At 40.7% G+C, this 22,288-nt stretch carries 23 protein-coding genes; 6 read left to right on the top strand and 17 right to left on the bottom strand.

What is annotated here, in order from left to right; all coding sequences use genetic code 11:
• Window positions 1-29: 29 nt before the first annotated feature.
• From PSR9079_RS21460 to PSR9079_RS21450, 3 genes are read right to left on the bottom strand one after another with little or no spacing between them, the layout of a single operon-like run.
• Complete coding sequence (locus PSR9079_RS21460; protein WP_149983187.1) at window positions 30-503, bottom strand: DUF494 family protein; 474 nt, start codon at window positions 501-503, stop codon at window positions 30-32.
• Between the two features lie 22 nt (window positions 504-525).
• Window positions 526-1,608 (bottom strand): DNA-processing protein DprA, encoded by a 1,083-nt coding sequence (gene dprA, locus PSR9079_RS21455; protein ID WP_149983186.1) that lies wholly within the window; start codon window positions 1,606-1,608, stop codon window positions 526-528.
• Between the two features lie 29 nt (window positions 1,609-1,637).
• Entirely contained in the window at window positions 1,638-2,759 is a 1,122-nt protein-coding gene (locus PSR9079_RS21450) for a LysM peptidoglycan-binding domain-containing protein (RefSeq protein ID WP_149983185.1), read from the bottom strand.
• Between the two features lie 118 nt (window positions 2,760-2,877).
• On the opposite strand from PSR9079_RS21450, the gene def reads away from it, so the two are divergent.
• The 5 genes from def to PSR9079_RS21425 all read left to right on the top strand — a co-directional run bounded on the left by def (window position 2,878) and on the right by PSR9079_RS21425 (window position 9,389).
• Window positions 2,878-3,384, top strand: a complete 507-nt coding sequence (gene def, locus PSR9079_RS21445) for a peptide deformylase (RefSeq protein ID WP_145241766.1) — start codon at window positions 2,878-2,880, stop codon at window positions 3,382-3,384.
• 26 nt (window positions 3,385-3,410) lie between these two features.
• Complete coding sequence (gene fmt / locus PSR9079_RS21440; protein ID WP_149983184.1) at window positions 3,411-4,364, top strand: methionyl-tRNA formyltransferase; 954 nt, start codon at window positions 3,411-3,413, stop codon at window positions 4,362-4,364.
• Window positions 4,357-5,646: a 16S rRNA (cytosine(967)-C(5))-methyltransferase RsmB gene (gene rsmB, locus PSR9079_RS21435; RefSeq protein WP_145241763.1), complete on the top strand. Its 1,290-nt coding sequence runs from the start codon at window positions 4,357-4,359 to the stop codon at window positions 5,644-5,646. Before fmt ends, rsmB begins: the two co-directional genes overlap by 8 nt.
• Window positions 5,647-5,663: 17 nt before the next feature.
• Entirely contained in the window at window positions 5,664-7,040 is a 1,377-nt protein-coding gene (gene trkA / locus PSR9079_RS21430; protein ID WP_064668279.1) for a Trk system potassium transporter TrkA, read from the top strand.
• Window positions 7,041-7,238: 198 nt separating this feature from the next.
• Window positions 7,239-9,389, top strand: a complete 2,151-nt coding sequence (locus PSR9079_RS21425) for a TonB-dependent siderophore receptor (RefSeq protein WP_246175631.1) — start codon at window positions 7,239-7,241, stop codon at window positions 9,387-9,389.
• A 69-nt stretch (window positions 9,390-9,458) separates the two neighbouring features.
• On the opposite strand, the gene PSR9079_RS21420 is transcribed toward PSR9079_RS21425, so the two are convergent.
• From PSR9079_RS21420 to PSR9079_RS21355, 14 genes are all read right to left on the bottom strand, one after another.
• Window positions 9,459-9,674, bottom strand: a complete 216-nt coding sequence (locus PSR9079_RS21420) for an EF-hand domain-containing protein (protein WP_149983183.1) — start codon at window positions 9,672-9,674, stop codon at window positions 9,459-9,461.
• Between the two features lie 67 nt (window positions 9,675-9,741).
• Window positions 9,742-9,954 (bottom strand): EF-hand domain-containing protein, encoded by a 213-nt coding sequence (locus tag PSR9079_RS21415; RefSeq protein ID WP_145241760.1) that lies wholly within the window; start codon window positions 9,952-9,954, stop codon window positions 9,742-9,744.
• 84 nt (window positions 9,955-10,038) lie between these two features.
• Window positions 10,039-10,251: an EF-hand domain-containing protein gene (locus tag PSR9079_RS21410; protein ID WP_145241758.1), complete on the bottom strand. Its 213-nt coding sequence runs from the start codon at window positions 10,249-10,251 to the stop codon at window positions 10,039-10,041.
• Between the two features lie 505 nt (window positions 10,252-10,756).
• Window positions 10,757-11,227 carry an OsmC family protein gene (locus tag PSR9079_RS21405; protein ID WP_145241756.1) on the bottom strand — a complete coding sequence of 157 codons (471 nt, stop codon included), beginning with the start codon at window positions 11,225-11,227 and terminating at the stop codon, window positions 10,757-10,759.
• 29 nt (window positions 11,228-11,256) lie between these two features.
• A complete protein-coding gene (locus PSR9079_RS21400) occupies window positions 11,257-11,850 on the bottom strand; it encodes a DUF998 domain-containing protein (RefSeq protein ID WP_149983182.1) in 594 nt (197 codons plus the stop codon).
• Between the two features lie 182 nt (window positions 11,851-12,032).
• Window positions 12,033-12,245: an EF-hand domain-containing protein gene (locus tag PSR9079_RS21395; protein ID WP_145241754.1), complete on the bottom strand. Its 213-nt coding sequence runs from the start codon at window positions 12,243-12,245 to the stop codon at window positions 12,033-12,035.
• A gap of 148 nt (window positions 12,246-12,393) precedes the next feature.
• Window positions 12,394-12,606 (bottom strand): EF-hand domain-containing protein, encoded by a 213-nt coding sequence (locus tag PSR9079_RS21390; protein WP_145241752.1) that lies wholly within the window; start codon window positions 12,604-12,606, stop codon window positions 12,394-12,396.
• 148 nt (window positions 12,607-12,754) lie between these two features.
• Window positions 12,755-12,973: an EF-hand domain-containing protein gene (locus PSR9079_RS21385; RefSeq protein ID WP_145241750.1), complete on the bottom strand. Its 219-nt coding sequence runs from the start codon at window positions 12,971-12,973 to the stop codon at window positions 12,755-12,757.
• A 77-nt stretch (window positions 12,974-13,050) separates the two neighbouring features.
• Window positions 13,051-13,263: an EF-hand domain-containing protein gene (locus PSR9079_RS21380; protein ID WP_145241748.1), complete on the bottom strand. Its 213-nt coding sequence runs from the start codon at window positions 13,261-13,263 to the stop codon at window positions 13,051-13,053.
• A 452-nt stretch (window positions 13,264-13,715) separates the two neighbouring features.
• Complete coding sequence (locus tag PSR9079_RS21375) at window positions 13,716-14,396, bottom strand: flagellar brake domain-containing protein (protein WP_149983181.1); 681 nt, start codon at window positions 14,394-14,396, stop codon at window positions 13,716-13,718.
• A 50-nt stretch (window positions 14,397-14,446) separates the two neighbouring features.
• Window positions 14,447-15,898: a TrkH family potassium uptake protein gene (locus PSR9079_RS21370; RefSeq protein ID WP_145241744.1), complete on the bottom strand. Its 1,452-nt coding sequence runs from the start codon at window positions 15,896-15,898 to the stop codon at window positions 14,447-14,449.
• Window positions 15,899-15,949: 51 nt separating this feature from the next.
• Window positions 15,950-16,564, bottom strand: coding sequence for a YigZ family protein (locus PSR9079_RS21365; protein WP_149983180.1), 615 nt, complete (start codon window positions 16,562-16,564; stop codon window positions 15,950-15,952).
• Between the two features lie 68 nt (window positions 16,565-16,632).
• Complete coding sequence (gene pepQ / locus PSR9079_RS21360) at window positions 16,633-17,955, bottom strand: Xaa-Pro dipeptidase (protein WP_149983179.1); 1,323 nt, start codon at window positions 17,953-17,955, stop codon at window positions 16,633-16,635.
• Window positions 17,956-18,043: 88 nt separating this feature from the next.
• Window positions 18,044-19,930: a transglycosylase SLT domain-containing protein gene (locus PSR9079_RS21355; RefSeq protein ID WP_149983178.1), complete on the bottom strand. Its 1,887-nt coding sequence runs from the start codon at window positions 19,928-19,930 to the stop codon at window positions 18,044-18,046.
• A 194-nt stretch (window positions 19,931-20,124) separates the two neighbouring features.
• Here PSR9079_RS21355 and fadB point away from each other — a divergent pair, with 194 nt between their 5' ends.
• Window positions 20,125-22,284 (top strand): fatty acid oxidation complex subunit alpha FadB, encoded by a 2,160-nt coding sequence (gene fadB, locus PSR9079_RS21350; RefSeq protein ID WP_145241736.1) that lies wholly within the window; start codon window positions 20,125-20,127, stop codon window positions 22,282-22,284.
• Window positions 22,285-22,288: the final 4 nt, after the last annotated feature.

Raw genomic sequence — 22,288 nt, 5'->3', positions numbered from 1 at the left:
CTAATTAAAGATACAAGCGCAGCACTTGCTTAATGTAGTACCTCTGCCGGCTCATCAAAAATAAGTTCTTCCATTTGTGCATAAGCTTGCTCTGAGCCTGGCACATTAAACAACACCATAAGTACCACCCATTTTAAATCATCAAGTGATATATAAGCTTTATCTAATGCGAACAAACGATCCATAACCATTTCACGCGTTGCGCTGTTGATCACTCCGACTTGTTCTACAAACATTAAAAAGCCCCGACATTCTACGCTCAGCATGTGGCATTCACTATCGGTAAAAATACGTATCGCATGTTGTGGGAGGCGGTTTAAATAAGGGAATTCATCACTGTGCTGCAAGTCAGCAAGCTGCTCAAGCCAATCAAGTGCTTTGTATATTTCGGGCTTATTAAAGCCGGCACGTAATAATTCGTCAGTGAGTTCATTATGCTCAACAAAGACTTCGGCTTCGCTGTGAATGTAGTTTTCAAACAGATACATGAGGATATCGAACATGTTACTTTCCTCCACACTAAGCTTATCGAACTCTAATATAGCCATCTAATACACGCTCTACCCTATCTTCCAATTCAAGATCAAGTAAACGTGCTTGCACTTTATCTATTGGCCACTGGCTACGCTGAGCAATTAAATCAACAGCTGTTACTTCAAAACCAACACTGTTTAGTATTTCGCAGGCAGGTTCATCAACCGTTGCTTCTTCTATAGTATATAGACTGTTTTCGCAGAAAAAGCTCACTTCGTCGAGAATATCACTGACATTTTCCACCAGCTTTGCACCTTGTTTAATTAAAAAGTGACTGGCTTCAGAGAGTGGATTTTTAATTGAACCAGGCACTGCAAAAACTTCTTTGTTTTGCTCCAGCGCATAACGCACGGTGATAAGCGAACCGCTTTTTATTTCAGCCTCGACAATCAACACACCTAATGACAAACCAGATATTATACGATTACGTCTTGGGAAGTTATTAGCATTAGCGGCTGTACCGGGTAAAAACTCGCTCACCAACATCCCCCGTTCAGATACTTGATCGGTGAGTAACTTATGCCGTTTAGGATAATAAACATCCACTCCTGTACCAAGCACTGCAATGGTTTTACCATTGCCCGCCAGCGCTCCTTTGTGGGCAGCACCATCAATACCAAGCGCCATTCCGGAAGTTACCGTTAATCCAGCCACAGTGAGTTGATGAGCAAATTCAGCGGCGATCTCTAAACCGATTGGCGTGGCATTGCGGCTTCCAACAATAGCGATTTGCGGACTGGTCAATAACTCTAAATTGCCTCGGCAAAATAGCAATAAAGGCGCGCTAGCAATTTCTTTTAATAATGGTGGATAGTGAGGATCGAAGTAATCAATTGCGGTTATCTGTGAGTTAACAATTATCTGTTGATAATAATCAACTTGCTGCCAATCGGTTGCTAGTAAATTAGTGGCGACCTGCGGGCTTAAACCATGACCGGTAAGCTGCTCATGAGTCAGCTCAAACAAATCATCTAATGGCAGTTTTTGTGCCAATGCCAATAAGGTTTTAACACCTAAGCCTTTACATAAATAAAAGGCAAGCCAATGGGTTAGCTTGCCTGATGAATCTTTCATGCTCCCTCCTTAGAGCACTCAAACCTGAATTAATTTATAACTGCAAAATCACCGACTCGGATTGGGTGCTGGTTTTTTACGATTAAGGCATAACTAACGTTTTTATAAACTTTAAACACCATTAGCTGACCGACCTGTTCTTTTGGCATATGCCACACAGTCGTGTCGGCATCTGCCTCTACGCCAAAAAATTCGTTGGCGTTTGTTACTAACTTTTCAAGGCTATTTGAATCTTCTTTGTAGCGTGGGCCATTACGACCATCAAAAACAGTTGGTGATTGACGCTCAATATCTAAAATATGGCCTTCTTTAATTTGCTGCTCTGACCCTAAGTTTAGCACTACAATATCCATTGTGCTGAATTCTCGTAATCCACTCACTGATGCGATGATCTCACCTTGCACTGGCTGCTCAGGACGGTGAATATTAAAATACGCAGGTAATAGCTGACCTTCTATCGCAGGCATTAAAAAATCACCCGCTTTGATCTCTCTCTTTACCTGTTCAATTTTAACTGAAGCAGGTACACCATTGGCAATATCACCTTTTCTAAATACACGACCCACCGCCACTAATTGTGCTTTATTAGCCAACTCTTCGTTCGTTTGCGGATCAACATATGCTTCGCCTTTGCGGTAAATAGCGTATGACTCGTGTAATTTCAGCTCACCTTTAACATAAACTATATGGCCTTCGGTATTCATTTTAGTGTTGACATTGGCACCTAAAATATAAGGTTTATCGGCAATGTCTTCAGCATTTAGTGCTTGCTCATAGGTTAGGTAAGGACGCAGCAGCTCAAGAGGTAACGTAGGGATCGCATTTTTACCTTTTTGCACAATTCGACCATGTGGAGAAAGCTTTTTATAACCCTGATTAATCACCAAACGTGGATTACCGTGCTCATCGTAGATTAAAGACAGTGCATCCCCTGGGTAAATTAGGTGTGGATTATTAATTTGTGGATTCATTTGCCAAAGTTCCGGCCACTGCCAAGGCTCTTGCAAATAAACTCCTGAAATATCCCAAAGTGTATCGCCCTTTTTCACAACGTATTGTTTAGGCGCATCTTTTTTTATAGTTAATACATCTGCTAACGATGGGAAAGTAGCACTTAATGCCAACATTGCCGCGAGTAATGGGTATTTCATTGAGCTTCCTTGTGGTGTTTTTTCATTATTATCAACCAAAACCTGTTAAAGGTGAACGCGAATGGCTAAAATAAGAGCATACAATACCCTAAATTAAGCACAAGTGAAAAAGGTTACTATGGCTAGGTTAGAAGTTTTAAGATTTCCAGATGAGCGTTTACGTACAATAGCAAAAGAAGTGGTGCAAGTTGACGACCAAATTCGCCAAATTGTAAAAGACATGCTGGAAACTATGTATGATGAAAACGGCATTGGATTAGCTGCGACTCAAGTCGATATTCATCAACGTATTGTGGTCATTGACGTATCAGAAGAACGTGATGAACCGTTAGTATTGATCAACCCGACAATCACTAAACAAGATGGCACCACGGTAAGTGAAGAAGGCTGTTTATCTGTGCCACACTCTTATGCAAAAGTTGACCGCGCAGAAACAGTAACAGTGACCGCATTAAACGAAAATGGCGAAGAGTTTAGTTTAGATGCTGATGAGCTATTAGCAATTTGCATCCAGCATGAGCTTGACCATTTACAGGGTAAACTATTTATCGATTACTTATCACCGTTAAAGCGCCAACGTATTCGTAAAAAACTTGAAAAAGAAGCTAAGTTAGCAGCGCAATAATACCTTAGTAATAATTAGGAAGTTCAGTGACACAACCATTACGCATTATTTTTGCCGGTACGCCAGACTTTGCTGCGCGCCATTTACAAGCTCTTATCGACTCAGAGCATCAAATTGTTGGCGTGTATAGCCAACCCGACCGTCCAGCAGGGCGCGGTAAAAAACTCAAAGCCAGTGAAGTGAAAGAGCTAGCACTGGCCAATGAGTTAGCAGTGTTTCAACCTGCCTCATTAAAAAGTGACGACGCTCTGGCTGAACTAAGCAGCTTAAATGCTGACCTTATGATCGTGGTCGCTTATGGATTACTGTTACCAAAAGCAATTTTAGAGGCGCCACGGCTTGGTTGTTTAAATGTACACGGCTCAATTTTACCGCGCTGGCGTGGTGCCGCGCCGATTCAACGCGCTATCTGGGCGGGCGATGAAGAGACTGGCGTCACCATAATGCAAATGGATGAAGGCCTAGATACCGGCGACATGCTGCATATTAGCCGCTGCCCTATTACCGCCACTGAAACAAGTGCAAGTTTATACGCTAAGCTTGCCGATTTAGGCCCAAGCGCACTAATAGACACCATTACTAAGTTAGCTAATGGCGAAATTACCCCGCAAGTACAAAATGACGAGCTTGCCAATTACGCTAAAAAACTATCGAAAGACGAAGCAAATATTGATTGGTCGATGGACGCAGCGCAAATAGAGCGTAATATCCGCTCATTCAATCCATGGCCGGTCTGTTTTACCCAAATGGGTGAACACACTGTAAAAGTTTATCAAGCTAATGTCGTTGACCAGCAAGGCACGGCAGGCACGGTATTACAAAGCGATAAACACGGCATTGTGATTGCCTGTGGTACTAACGCACTTAATATCACTCAAGTACAACCACAAGGTAAAAAGCCAATGGCCATTACTGACTTTTTAAATGGTCGAGCAGACTGGGTAACTCCTGGCACACTAATAGGCGAACACAATGAGTAATGTCAGGGCGCTTGCCGCCGAAACTTTATATAACGTGGTTGATAAAGGCGCCTCATTAAATCAAGAGCTGCCTTTTGCCAGCCAAGGTTTACCACCTAAAGATAAAGCGTTATTACAGCAAATTTGTTACGGCGTACTGCGTTATTTACCAAGTTTAGAAAATTATTGTCAACATTTAGTTGAGCAGCCACTTAAAGGTAAGCGCCGTATATTCCAGTTCTTACTGTATGTGGGCATTTACCAACTACAACATATGCGGGTTCCACCGCATGCAGCCATTAGCGAAACGGTTAATGCATTAGAACAACTGCGCGCATTGGGTTTAAAAGGCTTGATCAACGCTATTTTACGCAGCTTTCAGCGCCAGCAAGTAGAGCTTGAAGAAAAAGCCAAGCAAATACCAGTGTGTTTATACAACCACCCAAACTGGTTTATCAAACAAGTAACTGAAGCTTACCCTGACTCTTGGCAAGCTCTACTAGAAGCGAACCAGCAGCAAGCACCAATGTGGTTGCGTGTTAACCAAGCGCAATATAGCACCGCTGAATATAGCGAAATGCTCACTGCTAATGACATTGAACATACACTCAATCCTGATTTCCCTGATGGTATTAAGCTGGATAAACCGCGCGATGTGTTTTCGTTGCCTGAATTCGACACCGGCGCATGTTCAGTACAAGATGCAGCAGCACAGCTTGCAGCACGCTTGTTAGATCCAAAAGCTGACGAGCATATTTTAGATGCCTGCGCAGCACCCGGTGGTAAAACCTGTCACATTCTAGAACTCGCAGATGCTGATGTACTGGCACTTGATAGCGATGCCACCCGCCTTGAACGTGTAAAGCAAAACCTTGAAAGAATTGGCTTAGGCGCTGATTTACAATGTGCCGATGCTTCGCAACCACACAAATGGTGGGATGAGCAACAGTTTGACCGTATTCTATTAGACGTTCCTTGCTCTGCAACGGGTGTTATTCGTCGTCACCCAGATATCAAATGGCTACGTCGTGCATCAGATATCAATGATCTGGCGACACTCCAAGGCGATATTCTCAATAGCATTTGGCCATTATTGAAACCAGGTGGCACGCTAATTTATGCAACCTGCTCAGTATTACCACAAGAGAACCAACAGCAAGTCGCTAAATTTTTAGCAAATAATAACGATGTTGAACATATCCCGCTACATGATAACGATACCCCAAGCAACCCTGGGCTGCAGTTACTGCCTGGTGAGAGTGACGGATTTTATTATGCCAAGCTTATAAAAACACACTCATAAGAAGCTTTTAGTAAACCATGAAAATAATCATACTCGGTGCAGGACAAGTAGGCGGTACACTCGCTGAAAACCTGGTAGGTGAACAAAACGAAATCACGGTTGTTGATATTGATGGCAACCGATTACGTGAGTTACAAGATAAATACGATCTACAGGGTGTTACAGGTCATAGTGCCCACCCTGATGTATTACGCCGCGCCGGTGCGGAAGACGCCGATATGATCATCGCAGTAACCAGTTCAGATGAAGTGAACATGGTCGCTTGCCAAGTCGCGTATAGTATTTTTAATACGCCGACTAAAATTGCTCGGATCCGTTCTGAGCAATACTTAAAGTACCGCGAAAAGCTCTTTCAAAACGATGATTTACCTGTTGACCACTATATTGCTCCAGAGCAACTAGTGACTAAGTATATTCGTCGCTTGATTGATTATCCTGGCGCGTTACAAGTTTTAGAGTTTGGCGATGGCATGCTCTCGCTGGTGGCTGTAAAAGCTTACTACGGCGGATTGTTAGTCGGTTATGCATTGTCAGCATTAAAAGAGCATATTCCTAATGTTGAAACTCGTGTTGCTGCGATTTACCGCCAAGGTAAAGCAATCAAACCACTGGGTACTACAGTAATTGAGGCGGATGATGAAGTGTTCTTCCTCGCTGCCACCAAACATATTCGTGCAGTAATGAATGAACTACAGAAATTAGAGCGTTCATACAAAAAAATTATGATTGCTGGTGGCGGTAATATTGGCGCTGGGCTTGCTCGCTCTCTGGAAAAGAATCATAGCGTAAAATTGCTTGAACGAAATAAAGAACGTGCTGAGCAGTTATCAGAAATGCTTGATAATACAGTGGTGTTTTGTGGTGATGCGTCAGATCAAGAGTTGTTATCAGAAGAACACATCGAACAAGTTGATGTATTCATCGCGGTAACCAATGATGATGAAGCTAATATTATGTCAGCCATGCTCGCTAAACGCATGGGTGCGCAAAAAACCATGGTGCTTATTCAGCGTGGTGCATACGTAGATTTAGTGCAAGGTGGCGAAATTGATATTGCCATATCACCACAACAAGCCACGATTTCCGCCCTGCTTACCCATGTTCGCCGCGGTGATATTGTTAATGTGTATTCATTACGTAAAGGCGCGGCAGAAGCCATTGAGGCGGTGGCCCATGGCGACGAACATACCTCTAAAGTTGTCGGCCGTGCAATCGCTGATATTAAGCTGCCTGCAGGTACCACGATTGGCGCGATTGTCCGTAATGATGATGTACTGATTGCCCACGACGACACGATAATTCACTCAGGCGATCACGTCATTATGTTCTTGATCGATAAAAAGCATATCAACGTAGTTGAAAAACTGTTCCAAGTTAGCGCTATCTTTCTCTAAATTACTCCTCACCTTTCGACACAAAGCAATTGTATCGAAAGGTGAATTTCACCTTCAACACATGCAAATGAAAATCAATCTCAAAAGCATTTACTTCTGTACCCAAATCCATTACTCTCACGCTGTTTGATAATCAAGCGTTTTCTCTTTCTGTGAGAAGTTAATTTCACATTTTTTAATATAAATGGATTTCTTCAAATGATACACCCAACTTTAAACACCCCTCTTTGTGTTACATATTGCAGTGTTATTGGTATTCTTGTGTGTGGACTGTCAACGAATGCAAATGCCGAAGCTAAAAACGACATTGAAAAACTAACCATCGTGGGCCAGCAAGATAGCGGCTACAAAGTAAGTGCAATGAACTCAGCAACAGGGCTTGATCTCAGCCACTTGCAAACTCCGCAATCAGCTATCGCTATCACCAGTGAATTTATGGCCGATCAACAATTAAATAGTGCTATTGAAGCCATCACCAGCGTAACCGGCATCAATGCAAGAGAGGCCGATAATGGTAAATATTCAATTTCAGCGCGCGGTATCAGTGTTACCAGTATTTTATATGATGGCATAGCAACAACCTACGATACCCGCTTTAATTACGGCGATAATTTAACAGACACAGCAATTTTTGAACGCATTGAAGTCGTCCGGGGTGCCACAGGGTTAATGCTCGGTGCAGGTAATCCATCAGCAGCAATTAACTTAATACGTAAGCGCCCTACTGTGCATAACCAAGTAAATATTTCTGCAACGGTTGGTTCTTGGCAAAACTATCGAGGTGTGGTTGATGCATCGGGTAGTTTAAATAGCAGTGAAACCGTGCGTGCGCGTGCCGTACTCGCCTATCAAGATCAGCAATCATATCAAGACAGGTTCAGCCAAGAAAAAACCACGTTATACGGTATTGTTGAAGCTGACCTAACTGATAGTACCCTGTTAACTTTTGCTGTTGATACGCAAACCACAGACCCAAAAGGCACGATGTCGGGTGGACTACCTATTTTTTATAGCGATGGCAGCCGTACTAACTATGACCGAGAAACTTCAACAGCGCCAAATTGGTCATCTTCAAAAACTAAAGCATTGAATAGCTTTATGAGTATTGAGCATTACTTCAATGCTAATTGGCAGCTAAGTGCGAGCTATATATATGGTAATAATGACCTACATTACGATGTTTTTTGGGCGACAGGTAACCCTGACTCACAAACGAATATAGGCATGATGCCCGGTTCAGTAAATTATATTGATGCGAAAAGAATACAACGAACCTATGAAATAGAGCTAGCAGGTAGGTTTAACTGGTTTGGGCAAAACCACCAATTGCTTTTTGGTTACAACAACCAAGATCAAGATTTTTCAACGCCTTATTTTGCAAACCAACAGCCACCGACTGTCATTGGCGACTTTACTGCAACAGATTATGACTACCCAAAACCTAACTGGCAAACCACACCTGCCTATGGCTCGTATGGCACGACAAAGCAAAGCGCACTTTATTTTGCTTCACAGTTTAACGTAACTAATGCGCTATCTATTATTTTGGGTAGTCGTTTAAATCAATGGCAAACCACACAAGACAGTTTTGGTAGCAAGCATGATTACGAGTTGAATAATGAACCGACCAATTATCTTGGTACCACTTATGCCTTAAACGACAGCTGGGCGCTGTATGCCAATTACACCGATATATTCACACCACAAAGCCGTGTGGACGAAAATGGTAATTACTTAGCACCAATTCAAGGTAAAAACTACGAAGTGGGTATTAAAGCCTCATTATTTAATGAGCGTTTAGATATGTCACTGTCTGGTTTTGAAATCCATCAAGATAACTGGGGAGAATATACCGGTGCAACAATTCCAGGAACTAACCAAGATATTTACCAAGCGATTGATGGCACCATTACTGAAGGCTTTGAACTAGAACTCAATGGCGCGATAAGCGATACTTGGGATGCTTACTTTGGCTATACTCGCAGTAAAGGTGAAAGGCCAGATGGCACAACTTTAAATACCATCAATCCAAAAGATCAGTTTAAGTTATTCACTAGTTATCAATTAAGCGATAGCTTACAGGGCGTAAAAATTGGCGGTGGTTATCGCTGGCAGAGTCGCAGCTACGATGATGTAAAAAACCCTGCATTTGGCACGGTTGAAGTTGCACAAAAAGCCTATGGTATAGCCAGTTTAATGGCCAGCTATCAAATTAATAAGCAGATGACTGTTAGCCTTAATATTGATAATTTATTTGATAAAATTTATTACAACCAAATCGGTTTTTATAATCAATACCGCTATGGTAACCCGCGAAAATTTTCACTGCAATTTGACTACAGTTTATAGCAAGCCACCTTCAAGTTAACCAAAAAAGCAGCTTAATGAAGCTGCTTTTTTGGTACTGTGCTGTACGTTTTATTGTACTCTGGCAAACTCTTCTTTCGATAGCTCACCATTTTGATCTGTATCTAAGTCAGCAAAAATTTCAACTAACTGTGCATTCACAGAGGCTTCTTTTTGGCTAATCACGCTGTCTCCATCAGTATCAAATGTGTCAAAACTAACTGCTGCAAACGCAGTTGATGAAGCCGCTAAGGCAAAAATAGCAAGTGCTGTATTAATATGTTTCATAGTGTTATTCCTAATAATTTAAAAGAAAGAAATCCTTTTCAGAGATCCCTGTTTGTGGAAACTGAAATTACGCTTTTGAAAATTCTTCTTTTGATAACTCACCGTTTTGGTCAGTATCAAGCTCAGCAAACTTAGCTGAAATAGTCGCATCAGCAGATGCTTCTTGTTGGCTGATTACACCATTGCCATCAACATCAAGAGTATCGAAGTCAGTTGCTGCAAAAGCAGCTGATGATGATGCCAACGCGATAAGTGCTAAGGTTTTATTTAGTGTGTTCATAATTATCTTCCTTCCAAAATTTAGTGTGCTTGCTTAATCAAATGCGCAGGTCCTTTGCAAAGATCCTTGTATGAAAATAAGCGATTACGCTTCAGAAAACTCAGCTTTTGAAAGCTCACCATTACCATCAGTATCTAACTCAGCAAACTGGCTCATTAATTTTGCATCAACTGCCGCTTCGCTTTGGCTGATCGTGCCGCTACCATCAACATCTAAGGTGTCAAAGTCAGTACCTGCAAATGCTGCTGATGAAGAAGCTAATGCGATAAGTGCTAATGTTTTATTTAATGTGTTCATAATAAATATTCCTTCAAAGTTTATGGTTGTGAACTTAAGTGATAATCACCGTTTCGTTCAAGACAACTAGAGTATTACAACTTCGGTGCCAACAATTTATTATCATTAAAAATCATGAAGTTACATTGTATTTTGATGTTTTCGTGGAATTTAGAAGGACTATTCTGTAGCAGTTTAGCAACAAAATTTATGCGCTAACCTATAAAACCATATAAATCAAATGGTTAATATTTATAAAAATGACACAACTCGATAAACTATGCTGATAATAGTGTTTTTTTCAAAGATGAGCACCCTAACCGCAACTGAACAGCAACTTTAACTGATAAAAATTAAATTTTTTTCATAAATTAACAATCTGAATTGTAAGGGGAAATTAAATTTATTTTGGTAAGTAAAAAATAAAAACGCAGTTAGTTTATGAAAATTCGTGTTTTGTTGCCATTGTGCGAAACAATAGCAACGATATTGCAGTTTTAACGCTCTGGGTATTCTTACAATTTAATTAAGCACCAACAATTTCAATCACAATATGTGTTTTCACCGAATTGGCGATAAAACATAACTCATGAGCCTGATGATGCATTTCTTCTAATTGCTCTGCACTAGGTTGCTCATTTTCGGCAAACTTCACACATGGTTTTAAAGTTACTTGAGTCATCGACATACGCCCATCACTAGCGCGCTGCATCAAACCAACGGCATCATCTTGATAGCTATCAACTATAAACTTATTTTTTGCCGCAATAGATAAGAAAAATAACATATGACAGCTCGACAATGACGCAATAAATGCCTCTTCGGGGTCGACACTTTCTGCCATAGAATATGGTAGTGGCACGATATGCGGTGAGGAAGATGCAGCAATAGTTGCCCCACCATCAAATTGCCACTGGTGAGCTCGGCTATATTTATTATCAATAAACAACTCTTCTGCTTGGCGAGACCAGACAACACTTGCTACATATTCAGACATTGAAACTCCCATTAAAAATTATTTTACGGTTAAAGCACCAACGAAAATGCACTCAACCACAACAACTGCACACCATAAGCTAATCGTTGATAAGTGCCTACACTGCCTTTTTGCTTAAATGCTTGCGTCAACAAAACTAAAAAGTAACAGGTAATACACACACACAAAATTGAAAAAAGCCGAAATGAAATACCGGTATATGAACTTACAGCAACAAAAATTGGCGCAATCAGCAAAGACAGCAGCATTACCAAGCCAGCCCAAGAATGTATTTGGCAACTCAAAGTAGGGTTTTTAGTATTAGGATCCGCATCCATGGGGAAGTAACCGGCAATCCAGGTACCCACACCATGAATCATGACAAGCCAACCGACCAACATAATTAATATAGCGGTATTTTCCAGCTGTACGACATACCAACCAAATAAACAAAATAGTAACCCAAGAGGATAGTTATTAATAAGCGGGGATAGTTTTTCCGTGGGACTGCCAGCAGCACCGAGCTCGCTGCAAAATTGCTTTGCATGACTATAGTTTGGATAACACCTACCAGCGATATACACCCCAGCAACAATCCATATACTCGCGCTTAGTGCTGAATATAAACTAATAATCTCTAACATTAGCAACTTCCATGTATAAATTAATACCACGATAATAAGCTGATGTATTTATGTTGTAAATAATATACTTAACCGCACAGGAAGCACACAGGCATAAAAAAAGCAGCCCGGGGGTATTGGCTGCTTTTGAACGTAATCAATGTAAAAGTCCTTTTAAAATTCCTTGTAGGCGGAAGCTATAATTAGGCCTTTGCGAACTCAGCTTTTGAGAGCTCACCGTTACCGTCTGTATCAAGCTCTGCAAATTTACTCATAAGCTCAGCATCAACCGATGCTTCACTTTGGCTGATTGCGCCGTTGCCATCAACATCTAGCGTATCAAAATCGGTAGCAGCAAACGCCGCTGATGAAGATGCCAGTGCGATAAGTGCTAATGTTTTATTTAATGTGTTCATAATTAATATTCCTTCAATGTACTATCAAAAAATTTGTCTCAATACTGGTTTTCAATGCGAGTAAAGTCTTCCTTGTTATCCTTTATCATGGGTTCCCTGCCCACTTAGGTTGTCTTTGGCAACTCAGGATAAACTCAGTATTAAATTATTAAGCTTTTGAAAACTCTTCTTTTGATAACTCACCGTTTTGGTCAGTATCAAGCTCTGCAAATGTTGTAGATGTAATACCACCCATTGATGCTTCTTGCTGGCTCAGAGCTCCATTCCCATCAACATCTAGCGTATCAAAATCGGTAGCAGCAAACGCCGCTGATGAAGATGCCAGTGCAATAAGTGCTAATGTTTTATTTAATGTGTTCATAATTAATATTCCTTCAATGTACTATCAAAAAATTTGTCTCAATACTGGTTTTCAATGCGAGTAAAGTCTTCCTTGTTATCCTTTATCATGGGTTCCTTGCCCACTTAGGTTGTCTTTGGCAACTCAGGATAAACTCAGTATTAAATTATTAAGCTTTTGAAAACTCTTCTTTTGATAACTCACCGTTTTGGTCAGTATCACGCTCTGCAAATCTATTTAAAAGCTCAGCATCTTCTGCGGCTTCAACTTGACTGATCACACCATTTTCATCAACATCAAGGGTATCAAAGTCTAACGCCTCAAAAGCAAATGCTGCTGATGAAGAGGTTAATGCAATAAGTACTATCGCTTTATTTAGTATGTTCATTGGTTATCTCCTTTCACCTGAGATGATGAATAGTGTGTTACGAAGTCCTTTTCATTTTTCCCTGTCAAAAAGCGACATTAAGCTTTTGAAAACTCTGCTTTTGAAAGTTCGCCGTTACCGTCAGTATCAAGCTCTGCAAATTGGCTCATAAGCTCAGCATCAACTGAAGCTTCACTTTGGCTAATTGCGCCATTACCATCAACATCTAATGTGTCAAAGTCTGTTGCAGCAAATGCGGCTGAAGAAGATGCTAGAGCAATAAGTGCCAACGTTTTATTTAATGTGTTCATAATAAATATTCCTTCAATGTTTATGGTTTCGAACGATGTGCTAATCACATTTTCGTTCTGTACAACTAGACTATTACAACTTCGGTGCCACATTTTAAAAAACGTTTAAAATCAAATTGTTAAAAATAAATTTTACTTTTGACTGGCTATTTACGGTGTTTTTTGTTGCTTTTTAGCAACACGTAAACCACCTATGAAATATAGTTTATAAAAATCAATCAATTAGGTTTAATAGAAAAGACACAGATCCGTACTTACAGTGTTCGTATTTATATTTTTATAGGCAAGAAAAGTGACAGGCGCTGAAATTAACCAGCTGAAAATTAGCAACTGAAATAAATAAAAAGCCTATGTTACTGATAATTAATAACAATAAAAATAAATTTAGAGTTCTTTAAGGTGGGTTACGGTATATCCGCTATTTTGTCGCAAAACAGCGAATATGCACAAATTTACACCAGTGGCTCAAGCACTGAAAGGTCAATAAAGTGGTCTTTCATGAAAGTTTTCATCTCGTCTTCACTTGCAGTTAGTTGAATACCAAACTGGGCGCTAGTGGCATGGCTTTTAACACTGCATATTTGTCCGCTAAACTCAGTAACACCTTTATTGTTTTTATCGAGCATAATATGACACTGAGTATTCTTTAATTCACTGAGATCAGCTTTACTTTTTACATCAAACATTACCCCAGTTACTGAGATATCTTTAATAACTCCTTGCATCTCGCGTTCGTCATTAAACTTTATTTTTGCAGCTAATAATGTGGGAATACGAGTTTGTGATCGCAAACTAAATAATTGCACTTCAGTTGGGAAATTTAAATAAATAAGCCGTGCCGGGTGCGACGACACTGACATAACCTGCTGACGAAATGCTATAACTTGCCCGCCACCGGTTTCAAGCACCGCTCTGACGATCACCACAACACCATCTTTTAAATATTCACCCGCGTTACTTAAGCGCTTGGCTGATGGATAATTTAAAATCACAAAACGCTCATGCAATAAACCAACAAATTCAGTTTTAATTCGCTTACTGGCTGTGGGTGTTAATATTTCGACATCAACAATGCTACCAGCACTAATGTAGGCAAGGTTTTCTAAGTTTAATTGTTGTCTTGTTTTTGCCATTTCCTTTCCAACTATAAATAACCTTGTACAAGTGCTCGCTTTTATACAAACTAACCACGCCAGAAGGTCGGTGTAAACAACACTAATAAGGTGAATATCTCTAATCGCCCGAACACCATCGCAATGGTTAATAGCCATTTAGCGCCATCACTAATAGCGCCATAATGCGACGCAACATCCCCCAAACCAGGGCCGAGGTTATTTAAGCAAGCTGCGGTGGCTGAGAACGCCGTTATGTTATCCATACCGGTCCCCATTAACGCTAACATAATAATGACAAATACCAACGCATAAGCAGAGAAAAATCCCCATACGGCTTCAACTACTTTATCTGGTAATGCCTTACGACCAAGTTTAATAGAGTAAATAGCACGAGGATGCACTAACCGATTAAGCTCACGTATTCCTTGCAGATAAAGTAAAAACACTCGGACTACTTTCATACCGCCGCCAGTGGAACCTGCACAACCACCAATAAAGCTCGAAAATATCAGTAAAATAGGCAAGAATAAGGGCCATGCTGAAAAATTATCGGTGGCAAAACCCGCAGTAGTACTAATTGATACCGCTTGAAATAATGCCTGATCGAGCGTTTCGTCACCGTTTGCATATATGTTATTGGACGACAGTACCGTAAAACACACTATCACCAGCGCTAGTTGAATAAACAAAAACACTTTAAACTCAGGGTCGCGGATATACACTCTGAGATTTCGACTCGAAACAGCTGCGTAATGCAAGGTGAAATTAACGGCAGCGATGATTAGAAATATCACGCAAATAAAGTTGATTAATGGACTGTCAAAATGTCCCATAGAAGCATCGTAAGTAGAGAATCCGCCTATTGCAACAGTAGAAAATGAATGACAAATAGCATCAAACCAATTCATTCCGGCAGCCCAGTACGCTAAAGTACACGCGATAGTTAACGACACATAAATATACCAAAGATGTTTTGCGGTATCGGCAATACGTGGCGTCATTTTGGAATCTTTTACAGGCCCTGGAGTTTCAGCTCGATACAACTGCATACCACCAACGCCAAGCATGGGTAGCACTGCAACCGCTAATACGATTATCCCCATACCGCCTAACCATTGCAGTTGTTGGCGATAAAACAATACCGATTTAGGGAGATATTCAATGCCTGTTAACACTGTAGCACCGGTTGTAGTTAGCCCTGAAAACGCTTCGAATACCGCATCCGCTAATGATAAATTAGGTTCTTGTAAAAAAATCAGCGGTAAAGATGCGAATGCCCCTAGAACTAACCAAAATAGCACCACAATTAAAAAACCTTCGCGAGCTTTTAAATCTCCCTGCTCGCGTCTATTTGGATAGTATGCAAGTAAACCAATAATGACACTGAATATAAATGCGAGAACAAATGGCACGCCACCACCATCTTTATAAATGAGCGATACAATTGCCGGCGGCACCATAGTGATACTGAACAGTACAACCAGTTGGCCGAGAATTTTTATGATGGTACGAAATTGCATTGAGCTATCGCTTTTTTATTAAGTAATGATTAGTGCGTGAATGCTATTGTCTTACTCTTTAATACTTAACTCAACCGCGCCATGGCTCAAATCATAAATATCTTTTATGGCTTGTGTGGCTTGGCGGCTATCTATAGTAATAACCCATTCTATATTAGCAGTAAATTGCTTTTCTATGTTAAGTACTTGAAATTGCGTTTTTAGTAACTGCTCTATCGCTCCTTGCGCGCTGTAATCACTACAGCCCACCAGCTCAACACTAGGAACTTTTAATGTAGTTGTTAAATGTGCCAAGGCATTATTTAGCGAGCCGCCATATGCTCTGACTAACCCGCCAGTACCCAGCTTTATACCGCCAAAATAACGAGTAACTACCGCGGTGACTTCTCCAAGCCCAGATCCCATTAATACATTAAGCATAGGTTTGCCTGCAGTACCATTTGGTTCACCATCATCAGAGAAACCATAAACATGACTACCACCAGGATTACCTGCAACATGCGCCCAACAGTTATGACGAGCATCGCTATATTTACTTTCAATCTCACGGATAAACGCTTTTGCCGAGGCTAAATCTGGCGTATGAGCAATATGCACAATAAAGGTGCTTTTTTTTATTTCTTCTTGATGAAAAACGGTTGCTGCTGGGTACTTATATTCTGACATTCTTTGATAAACCCAAATAATGAAGCAAAAAATGGGGCCATATGGCCCCAACTTTTAACACCGGATGATTAATCTAATGCTAAATCACGGGTCATATTTTCTAAGCTATCTTCGTGAACAATAATATTGTCCTCGATACGAATACCACCAAATGGTTTAAACGCTTCAACCTTTTCCCAGTTAATAAACTGTTTGTTGTCAGTTTGCGCTAAATCGCCAAGTAATGAATCGATAAAGTACAAACCAGGTTCAATCGTGAATACTTGGTTTTTCTCAATCAAGCGCGTGCAACGCAAGAATGGATGACCTTCAGGTGGGGCTTGATGTGTACCCTTTTCATCAGCCATAAAACCACCCATATCATGTACTTGTAAACCAAGATGATGACCAAGTCCATGCGGGAAGAAAGTCGACGTAATACCGCGCTCAACGATCTCAGCAGCTGGTAACTTAACAATATTAAAATCACTAAGCACCTGAGCAATACGTTGATGGCAATCTAAGTGCAGTTCACCGTATAACAAGCCTGGTTTCAATGCTTTACCCAATGCAATTTGATGTTGCGTCATTGCGGCAATTAATTCGGCAAACTCGCCCGACTTTTTAAAATCATAAGTACGAGTTATATCTGCAGCATAACCATGAAAGTTAGCGCCAGCATCAATTAAGAACGAATGATGTGCCTTTGGGGCTTGAGGCTCAAAATGAGTGTAGTGCAAAATAGCGCAATTTTCGTTAAGCGCAACAATATTGCCATACGGCATTTCGTTTTCGCTTTGGCGAGTGGCCATTAAATACGCTTGCTGAATATCAAATTCAGAGCCACCGTTAAAAAAGGTATCACGCGCAGCTTTGTGGCCATCAACCGCAATACGATTAGCTTGGCGTAAGCATTCAAGTTCGTATTGAGTTTTATAAGCACGGTGGTAATTAAAGAAATTGAGCACCGGCTCTGGGTTCATAATGCTAAAGCCTAGCGCTTGAGCTACTTCTAGGTATTCACCGATATAAGCGTACTTCGCCTTATCGTATGGTAATAGTTTTTCAACTTGATCAGGCTGTAATAATAGCTCGATATCAAAGTAATCAGCCCAAAAATCTCGTGGCTCATCTGGTACTTTGTGCCAAAAATCGACAGGGCGATAAAAAATCAGTTTTGGTTTATCACTGCCATTCACAACAATCCAACAGTGTGGATTATCGATGACCGGTAACCAAGCTTTAAAATGCGGGTTAACTTTAAACGGATAATACATATCGTCTAAAAACTGACGTTTAGCTTGTCCAGAATGGATCACTAAACCTTCTAATCCTTCACGTTCAATAATAGTACGAGTACGCTGCTGCAGTGTTGCAATATGTTCGGCATATAAAACGGCTAATTTATCCATAGAAAACCCATCTGTTAAATTTAACTTATTTCAAGTCTAACATAGACCCTGTTTAACCCCAATGCAGATGCGCTAAAGCACTTGTGCCTTAGCCACCCATCTTCATATCCAATATTGGTGCCAATATATTTCCTTCGCGCCCTAAACGCGTGTGATAAACCTGACGATATGCAAACACATTTTTTACGTACTCCCGAGTTTCACGATACGGGATAAGCTCAATCCATAATTCAGCAGGTATGGCTTCATCTGGTAGCCACTTTTTGATTCTATGGTAACCGGCGTTATACGAGGCAGTTGCTAGTATTTCGTTGCCATGGTTTTTCTTTTTTAAGTATTCTAAATACTCTGTACCTAAACGTATATTGGTCTTAGGTTGACTTAAACGGTTTCCTGAAACAGTGCTTTTATTGACATACTTTGCTGTACTTGGTAATAGCTGCATTAAGCCACGCGCATTAGCATGAGAACGCGCATCAGGTGCAAAAGAGCTTTCACGGCGCGAAATAGCAATGCTCCAAGTAACATCTATATGATTACGTTTACTATAACGTTCAAATAAATCTTGAAAAGCAAATGGGAAACGTAACTCTACATAATCCCATGCCTTAATTTGCGCTAAAGTATAAATAGTACTGTCGTACCAATCTAATTCTGCTGCGAGTTTTGAAGCCGCGAGCTTTTCTTCATCGCTAGAAGTGCTTGTTAAATAATTCCATTCGCGACGAGCCGAAGTAAACCGCTCAAGTTCATACATCGCTTTAGCACGTTTAAAACCAGGGGCATTAGCGACCTCATGCATTAATTTGTCGCTCACTAACAAAGGTTGATTATTGAGCTCAATAGGTAAACCCAACCGCGCAGCAGCCAAAAAGCCATAATAATCACGCTCTTTTGCGACTATTTGCCAAATAGCTTTAGCACGCTGTGTATCACCTCGTTGTTCTAAACTATACGCTAACCAATATTGCTGACCCAGACTAAGATTTTCTTTACCTGTAAAAAACGCCACAATGCCCGACCAATCTTGGGTTTTTAGCATATTGCCTAACTGCCATTGCATTAATTTACGATCTTGGCGATCTTTGGGCACTTTACTCAACCAAAAACGCGCCTCAGGGTGGCCACTTGATGCCAGCGATAAAGCAAAACTATAATAAACATCAGCCTTTTGCTCGTCAGAATAGTTAAACATTTTGTCTAGCTTTTCCCACGCCTTAAGTGCCAAGGTTTTATCTCGCCAAATTAAGCGTTTAATTCCATAGTGTGCAATTTCACTTTCTTTAACTGTTTTATGCTTATAACGGTACATTCCTGCTACTGCACTGGGATCGCTGCGAACTTTTCGGTAAAAGTCAGCCAAGTATTGCTCATTTTTCGGTAATAAGGTTTTTAAGTATGGCAGTAAGCTTTGCGAGCCACCTTGTGCCGATAACGTAATGCGTTGCCATATTTGCTCTTGGCTCATATAACCTTTTTTACGCCAAACATTAAATAGTGAATCGCATTCTTCTGGCTGTGATTTCCCGACTGTCCATAAATTTGTTACTTGACTCATTATCGCTTGTTCCGGCGCCCCTAAATCAAGCTGATACTGCAGGTAAGTGCAAGTCAGCTCACTATTTGTAGTCTCACGATAATTATTGATAAAAGCAGCTTTGCGGTTTTGCTTTTGCAAATTCTGCAGCCATGCTTTGCGCACTGGCCACTCTAAAGGCGTACTTTGATAAATAGTTAAATAACGCTCTATTTCAGATTGATGCTCAATATCAGGATGGCGCTGCCAATAGAGTTGCTCTACATAAGGCTTTAATGGATGGTCTAGCTGTGCAACGACTTCCTTAAACTCTTGATAACTAGCATATTTAACTTTTTTTTCAGCATCTAAAAATGCCTCATGCTCCGTATTAGCGTAGGCAGAAAATAAAGGAAATAATAATGCTGCTGCCGTTACACTTAAAAATTGTTTTTTCATGATGACCTTAAATATTCAAAGGTAAATAAAAGACAAACACTTCGCCTACACCTTAGCACCAAACAAGCTATATTTTAACCAGTAGTAAGACACCACAGTAAATTTTTCGTTGCATTTTTAATTTAAAGCAAGCACACTGATTGAAATGCAAACTCATCGTACCAGTCTTAGTTCACTAACTAGGGAGAATAATAATGTTATATAAAAGCGATTCCTTTGAAGTTGCTTTCATCAAGGATAATATCGCCGAGTTCAAATTTTGTGTTGCAGGTTCTGTAAACACTTTGTCTCAGCAAACCTTGAAAGATTGCGCCTCTGCATTAAAAGAATTAGCCGCAAACAGTGATATCAAAGGCATGATTTTTACCAGTGATAAAGAACACTTTATTATTGGCGCCGATATTTTCGAATTTTTACCTACCTTTACTAAACCAGAAGCTGAATTAGTAACGTGGATCAAAGATGCCACTGATGTTTTTGACGCGCTAGAAGATTTACCATTCCCAACTTTAAGCGCTATAAATGGCTTAGCACTTGGTGGTGGTTGTGAGTGGGTACTCGCTACCGATTATCGTGTTGCTAGCACTGATGCTAAAATTGGCCTACCAGAAGTAAAACTTGGCATCATGCCTGGATTTGGCGGCACAGTTCGCTTACCACGCATTGTTGGTGCTGATAATGCGATGCTTTGGATCACCTCTGGTGCCGAAAACCGCGCAGCTGATGCTTTAAAAGTAGGTGCTGTTGACGCAGTAGTTAGTACTGACAAACTTATAGAGTCAGGAATTTCAACGCTTGAATTAGCAATCTCTGGAAAACTAGATTGGCAAGCTAAGCGACAAGTAAAATTACAACCACTTAAATTGAACCGTGTTGAGCAAGGTATGAGCTTTGCAATGGCTGAAGGTATGGTTATGGGTAAAACCAAAGGCCACTATCCTGCTCCTATTATGGCAGTTCGTACTATTAAAGCAGCAGCAAACTGTACTCGTGATGAAGCAATGGCGATTGAAAATGCCAACTTTGCTAAATTAGCACGCACTCCAGAAGCCGCAGCCCAAACGGGTATTTTCTTAGCAGATCAATACATCAAGGGGAAAGCGCGCAAACAAGCTAAAACCAGTGATGTAGTAATTAAACAAGCTGCAGTACTTGGTGCTGGCATTATGGGTGGCGGTATCGCTTATCAGTCAGCTTATAAAGGAACACCTATTATAATGAAAGACATCCAACAGGATGCGCTTGATTTAGGTATGGGTGAAGCATCTAAGCTATTAGGTCAAAAAGTTCAACGCGGCCATATGGCGATGGACAAAATGGTAGCAACGTTAGGTAAAATCAAACCAACTCTTAATGATAGCGATTTACAAAGCGCTGATATCATTGTTGAAGCAGTTGTCGAAAACCCTAAAGTTAAACAAGCCGTTTTAGCAGGTCTTGAAAAAGACATGCCTGCAGGCACTATCCTAACGTCTAACACATCAACTATTCGTATTGATGAATTAGCCACGGCTCTTGAAAAACCTGAAAATTTCTGTGGTATGCACTTCTTTAACCCAGTACCAAAAATGCCACTGGTAGAAATTATTCGCGGTGAGAAAACCTCAGAGCAAACTATTAACGCCGTTGTTGATTACGCCTTAAAGTTAGGAAAATCACCTATCGTTGTTAACGATTGCCCAGGATTCTTTGTAAACCGTGTATTATTCCCATACTTTGCCGGCTTTAGTAAATTAGTTGTTGAAGGCGCTGATTTTGCCAAAGTAGATAAAGTAATGGAAAACGTATTTGGCTGGCCAATGGGTCCTGCATACTTACTTGATGTTGTTGGTATTGATACGGCTTACCACTGTACTGGCGTGATGGCAGATGGTTTCCCTGAGCGCATGTCACGTGCCGAAAAAGATCCGGTAACAATATTCGCTAACGAAAAGCGTTTTGGTCAAAAGAACAAGGCGGGTTTCTACCAGTATGCTCCGGATCGTCGCGGTCGCTTGAAAAAAGCTCAAGATCCACAAGCAGTTGAGCTACTTAGTGCAATCACTGATGCACCGAAAGAGTTTGATAAACAAGAAATTATCGACCGTTGTATGATACCAATGATCAACGAAGTGCTACTGTGTTTACAAGAAAACATTGTTGCTTCTCCACAAGAAGCTGATATGGCACTTATTTATGGTATTGGTTTCCCTCCATTTAGAGGCGGCGCGTTCCGTTACTTAGATCAAACTGGACTAGCTAACTTTGTTGCAACAGCTGACAAATACGCTCATCTAGGTGCGATTTACCAAGTATCTGAACAAACTCGCAAATGGGCTGAAGAAGGCCGTATTTTCTATAAGGTGGAAGGATAAGACC

The organism is Pseudoalteromonas rhizosphaerae (genome assembly GCF_902498845.1).
GTDB classification, from domain to species: Bacteria; Pseudomonadota; Gammaproteobacteria; order Enterobacterales; family Alteromonadaceae; genus Pseudoalteromonas; species Pseudoalteromonas rhizosphaerae.
The sequence above is the reverse complement of the archived record's forward strand: the minus strand, read 5'-3'. Positions and strand labels throughout refer to the sequence as shown.

What these genes read in the sequence shown, in the direction of transcription:
- trkA (WP_064668279.1), top strand. Translation starts at nt 5,664, where the DNA reads ATGAAAATAATCATACTCGGTGCAGGACAAGTAGGCGGTACACTCGCT.
- PSR9079_RS21395 (WP_145241754.1), bottom strand. Translation starts at nt 12,245, where the DNA reads ATGAACACATTAAATAAAACATTAGCACTTATCGCACTGGCATCTTCA.
- PSR9079_RS21460 (WP_149983187.1), bottom strand. Translation starts at nt 503, where the DNA reads ATGTTCGATATCCTCATGTATCTGTTTGAAAACTACATTCACAGCGAA.
- rsmB (WP_145241763.1), top strand. Translation starts at nt 4,357, where the DNA reads ATGAGTAATGTCAGGGCGCTTGCCGCCGAAACTTTATATAACGTGGTT.
- def (WP_145241766.1), top strand. Translation starts at nt 2,878, where the DNA reads ATGGCTAGGTTAGAAGTTTTAAGATTTCCAGATGAGCGTTTACGTACA.
- PSR9079_RS21365 (WP_149983180.1), bottom strand. Translation starts at nt 16,564, where the DNA reads ATGTCAGAATATAAGTACCCAGCAGCAACCGTTTTTCATCAAGAAGAA.
- PSR9079_RS21410 (WP_145241758.1), bottom strand. Translation starts at nt 10,251, where the DNA reads ATGAACACATTAAATAAAACATTAGCACTTATCGCATTAGCTTCTTCA.
- PSR9079_RS21450 (WP_149983185.1), bottom strand. Translation starts at nt 2,759, where the DNA reads ATGAAATACCCATTACTCGCGGCAATGTTGGCATTAAGTGCTACTTTC.
- PSR9079_RS21370 (WP_145241744.1), bottom strand. Translation starts at nt 15,898, where the DNA reads ATGCAATTTCGTACCATCATAAAAATTCTCGGCCAACTGGTTGTACTG.
- PSR9079_RS21375 (WP_149983181.1), bottom strand. Translation starts at nt 14,396, where the DNA reads ATGGCAAAAACAAGACAACAATTAAACTTAGAAAACCTTGCCTACATT.
- PSR9079_RS21400 (WP_149983182.1), bottom strand. Translation starts at nt 11,850, where the DNA reads ATGTTAGAGATTATTAGTTTATATTCAGCACTAAGCGCGAGTATATGG.
- PSR9079_RS21390 (WP_145241752.1), bottom strand. Translation starts at nt 12,606, where the DNA reads ATGAACACATTAAATAAAACATTAGCACTTATTGCACTGGCATCTTCA.
- PSR9079_RS21405 (WP_145241756.1), bottom strand. Translation starts at nt 11,227, where the DNA reads ATGTCTGAATATGTAGCAAGTGTTGTCTGGTCTCGCCAAGCAGAAGAG.
- PSR9079_RS21425 (WP_246175631.1), top strand. Translation starts at nt 7,239, where the DNA reads ATGATACACCCAACTTTAAACACCCCTCTTTGTGTTACATATTGCAGT.
- fadB (WP_145241736.1), top strand. Translation starts at nt 20,125, where the DNA reads ATGTTATATAAAAGCGATTCCTTTGAAGTTGCTTTCATCAAGGATAAT.
- PSR9079_RS21420 (WP_149983183.1), bottom strand. Translation starts at nt 9,674, where the DNA reads ATGAAACATATTAATACAGCACTTGCTATTTTTGCCTTAGCGGCTTCA.
- PSR9079_RS21355 (WP_149983178.1), bottom strand. Translation starts at nt 19,930, where the DNA reads ATGAAAAAACAATTTTTAAGTGTAACGGCAGCAGCATTATTATTTCCT.
- PSR9079_RS21380 (WP_145241748.1), bottom strand. Translation starts at nt 13,263, where the DNA reads ATGAACACATTAAATAAAACGTTGGCACTTATTGCTCTAGCATCTTCT.
- PSR9079_RS21385 (WP_145241750.1), bottom strand. Translation starts at nt 12,973, where the DNA reads ATGAACATACTAAATAAAGCGATAGTACTTATTGCATTAACCTCTTCA.
- PSR9079_RS21415 (WP_145241760.1), bottom strand. Translation starts at nt 9,954, where the DNA reads ATGAACACACTAAATAAAACCTTAGCACTTATCGCGTTGGCATCATCA.
- dprA (WP_149983186.1), bottom strand. Translation starts at nt 1,608, where the DNA reads ATGAAAGATTCATCAGGCAAGCTAACCCATTGGCTTGCCTTTTATTTA.
- pepQ (WP_149983179.1), bottom strand. Translation starts at nt 17,955, where the DNA reads ATGGATAAATTAGCCGTTTTATATGCCGAACATATTGCAACACTGCAG.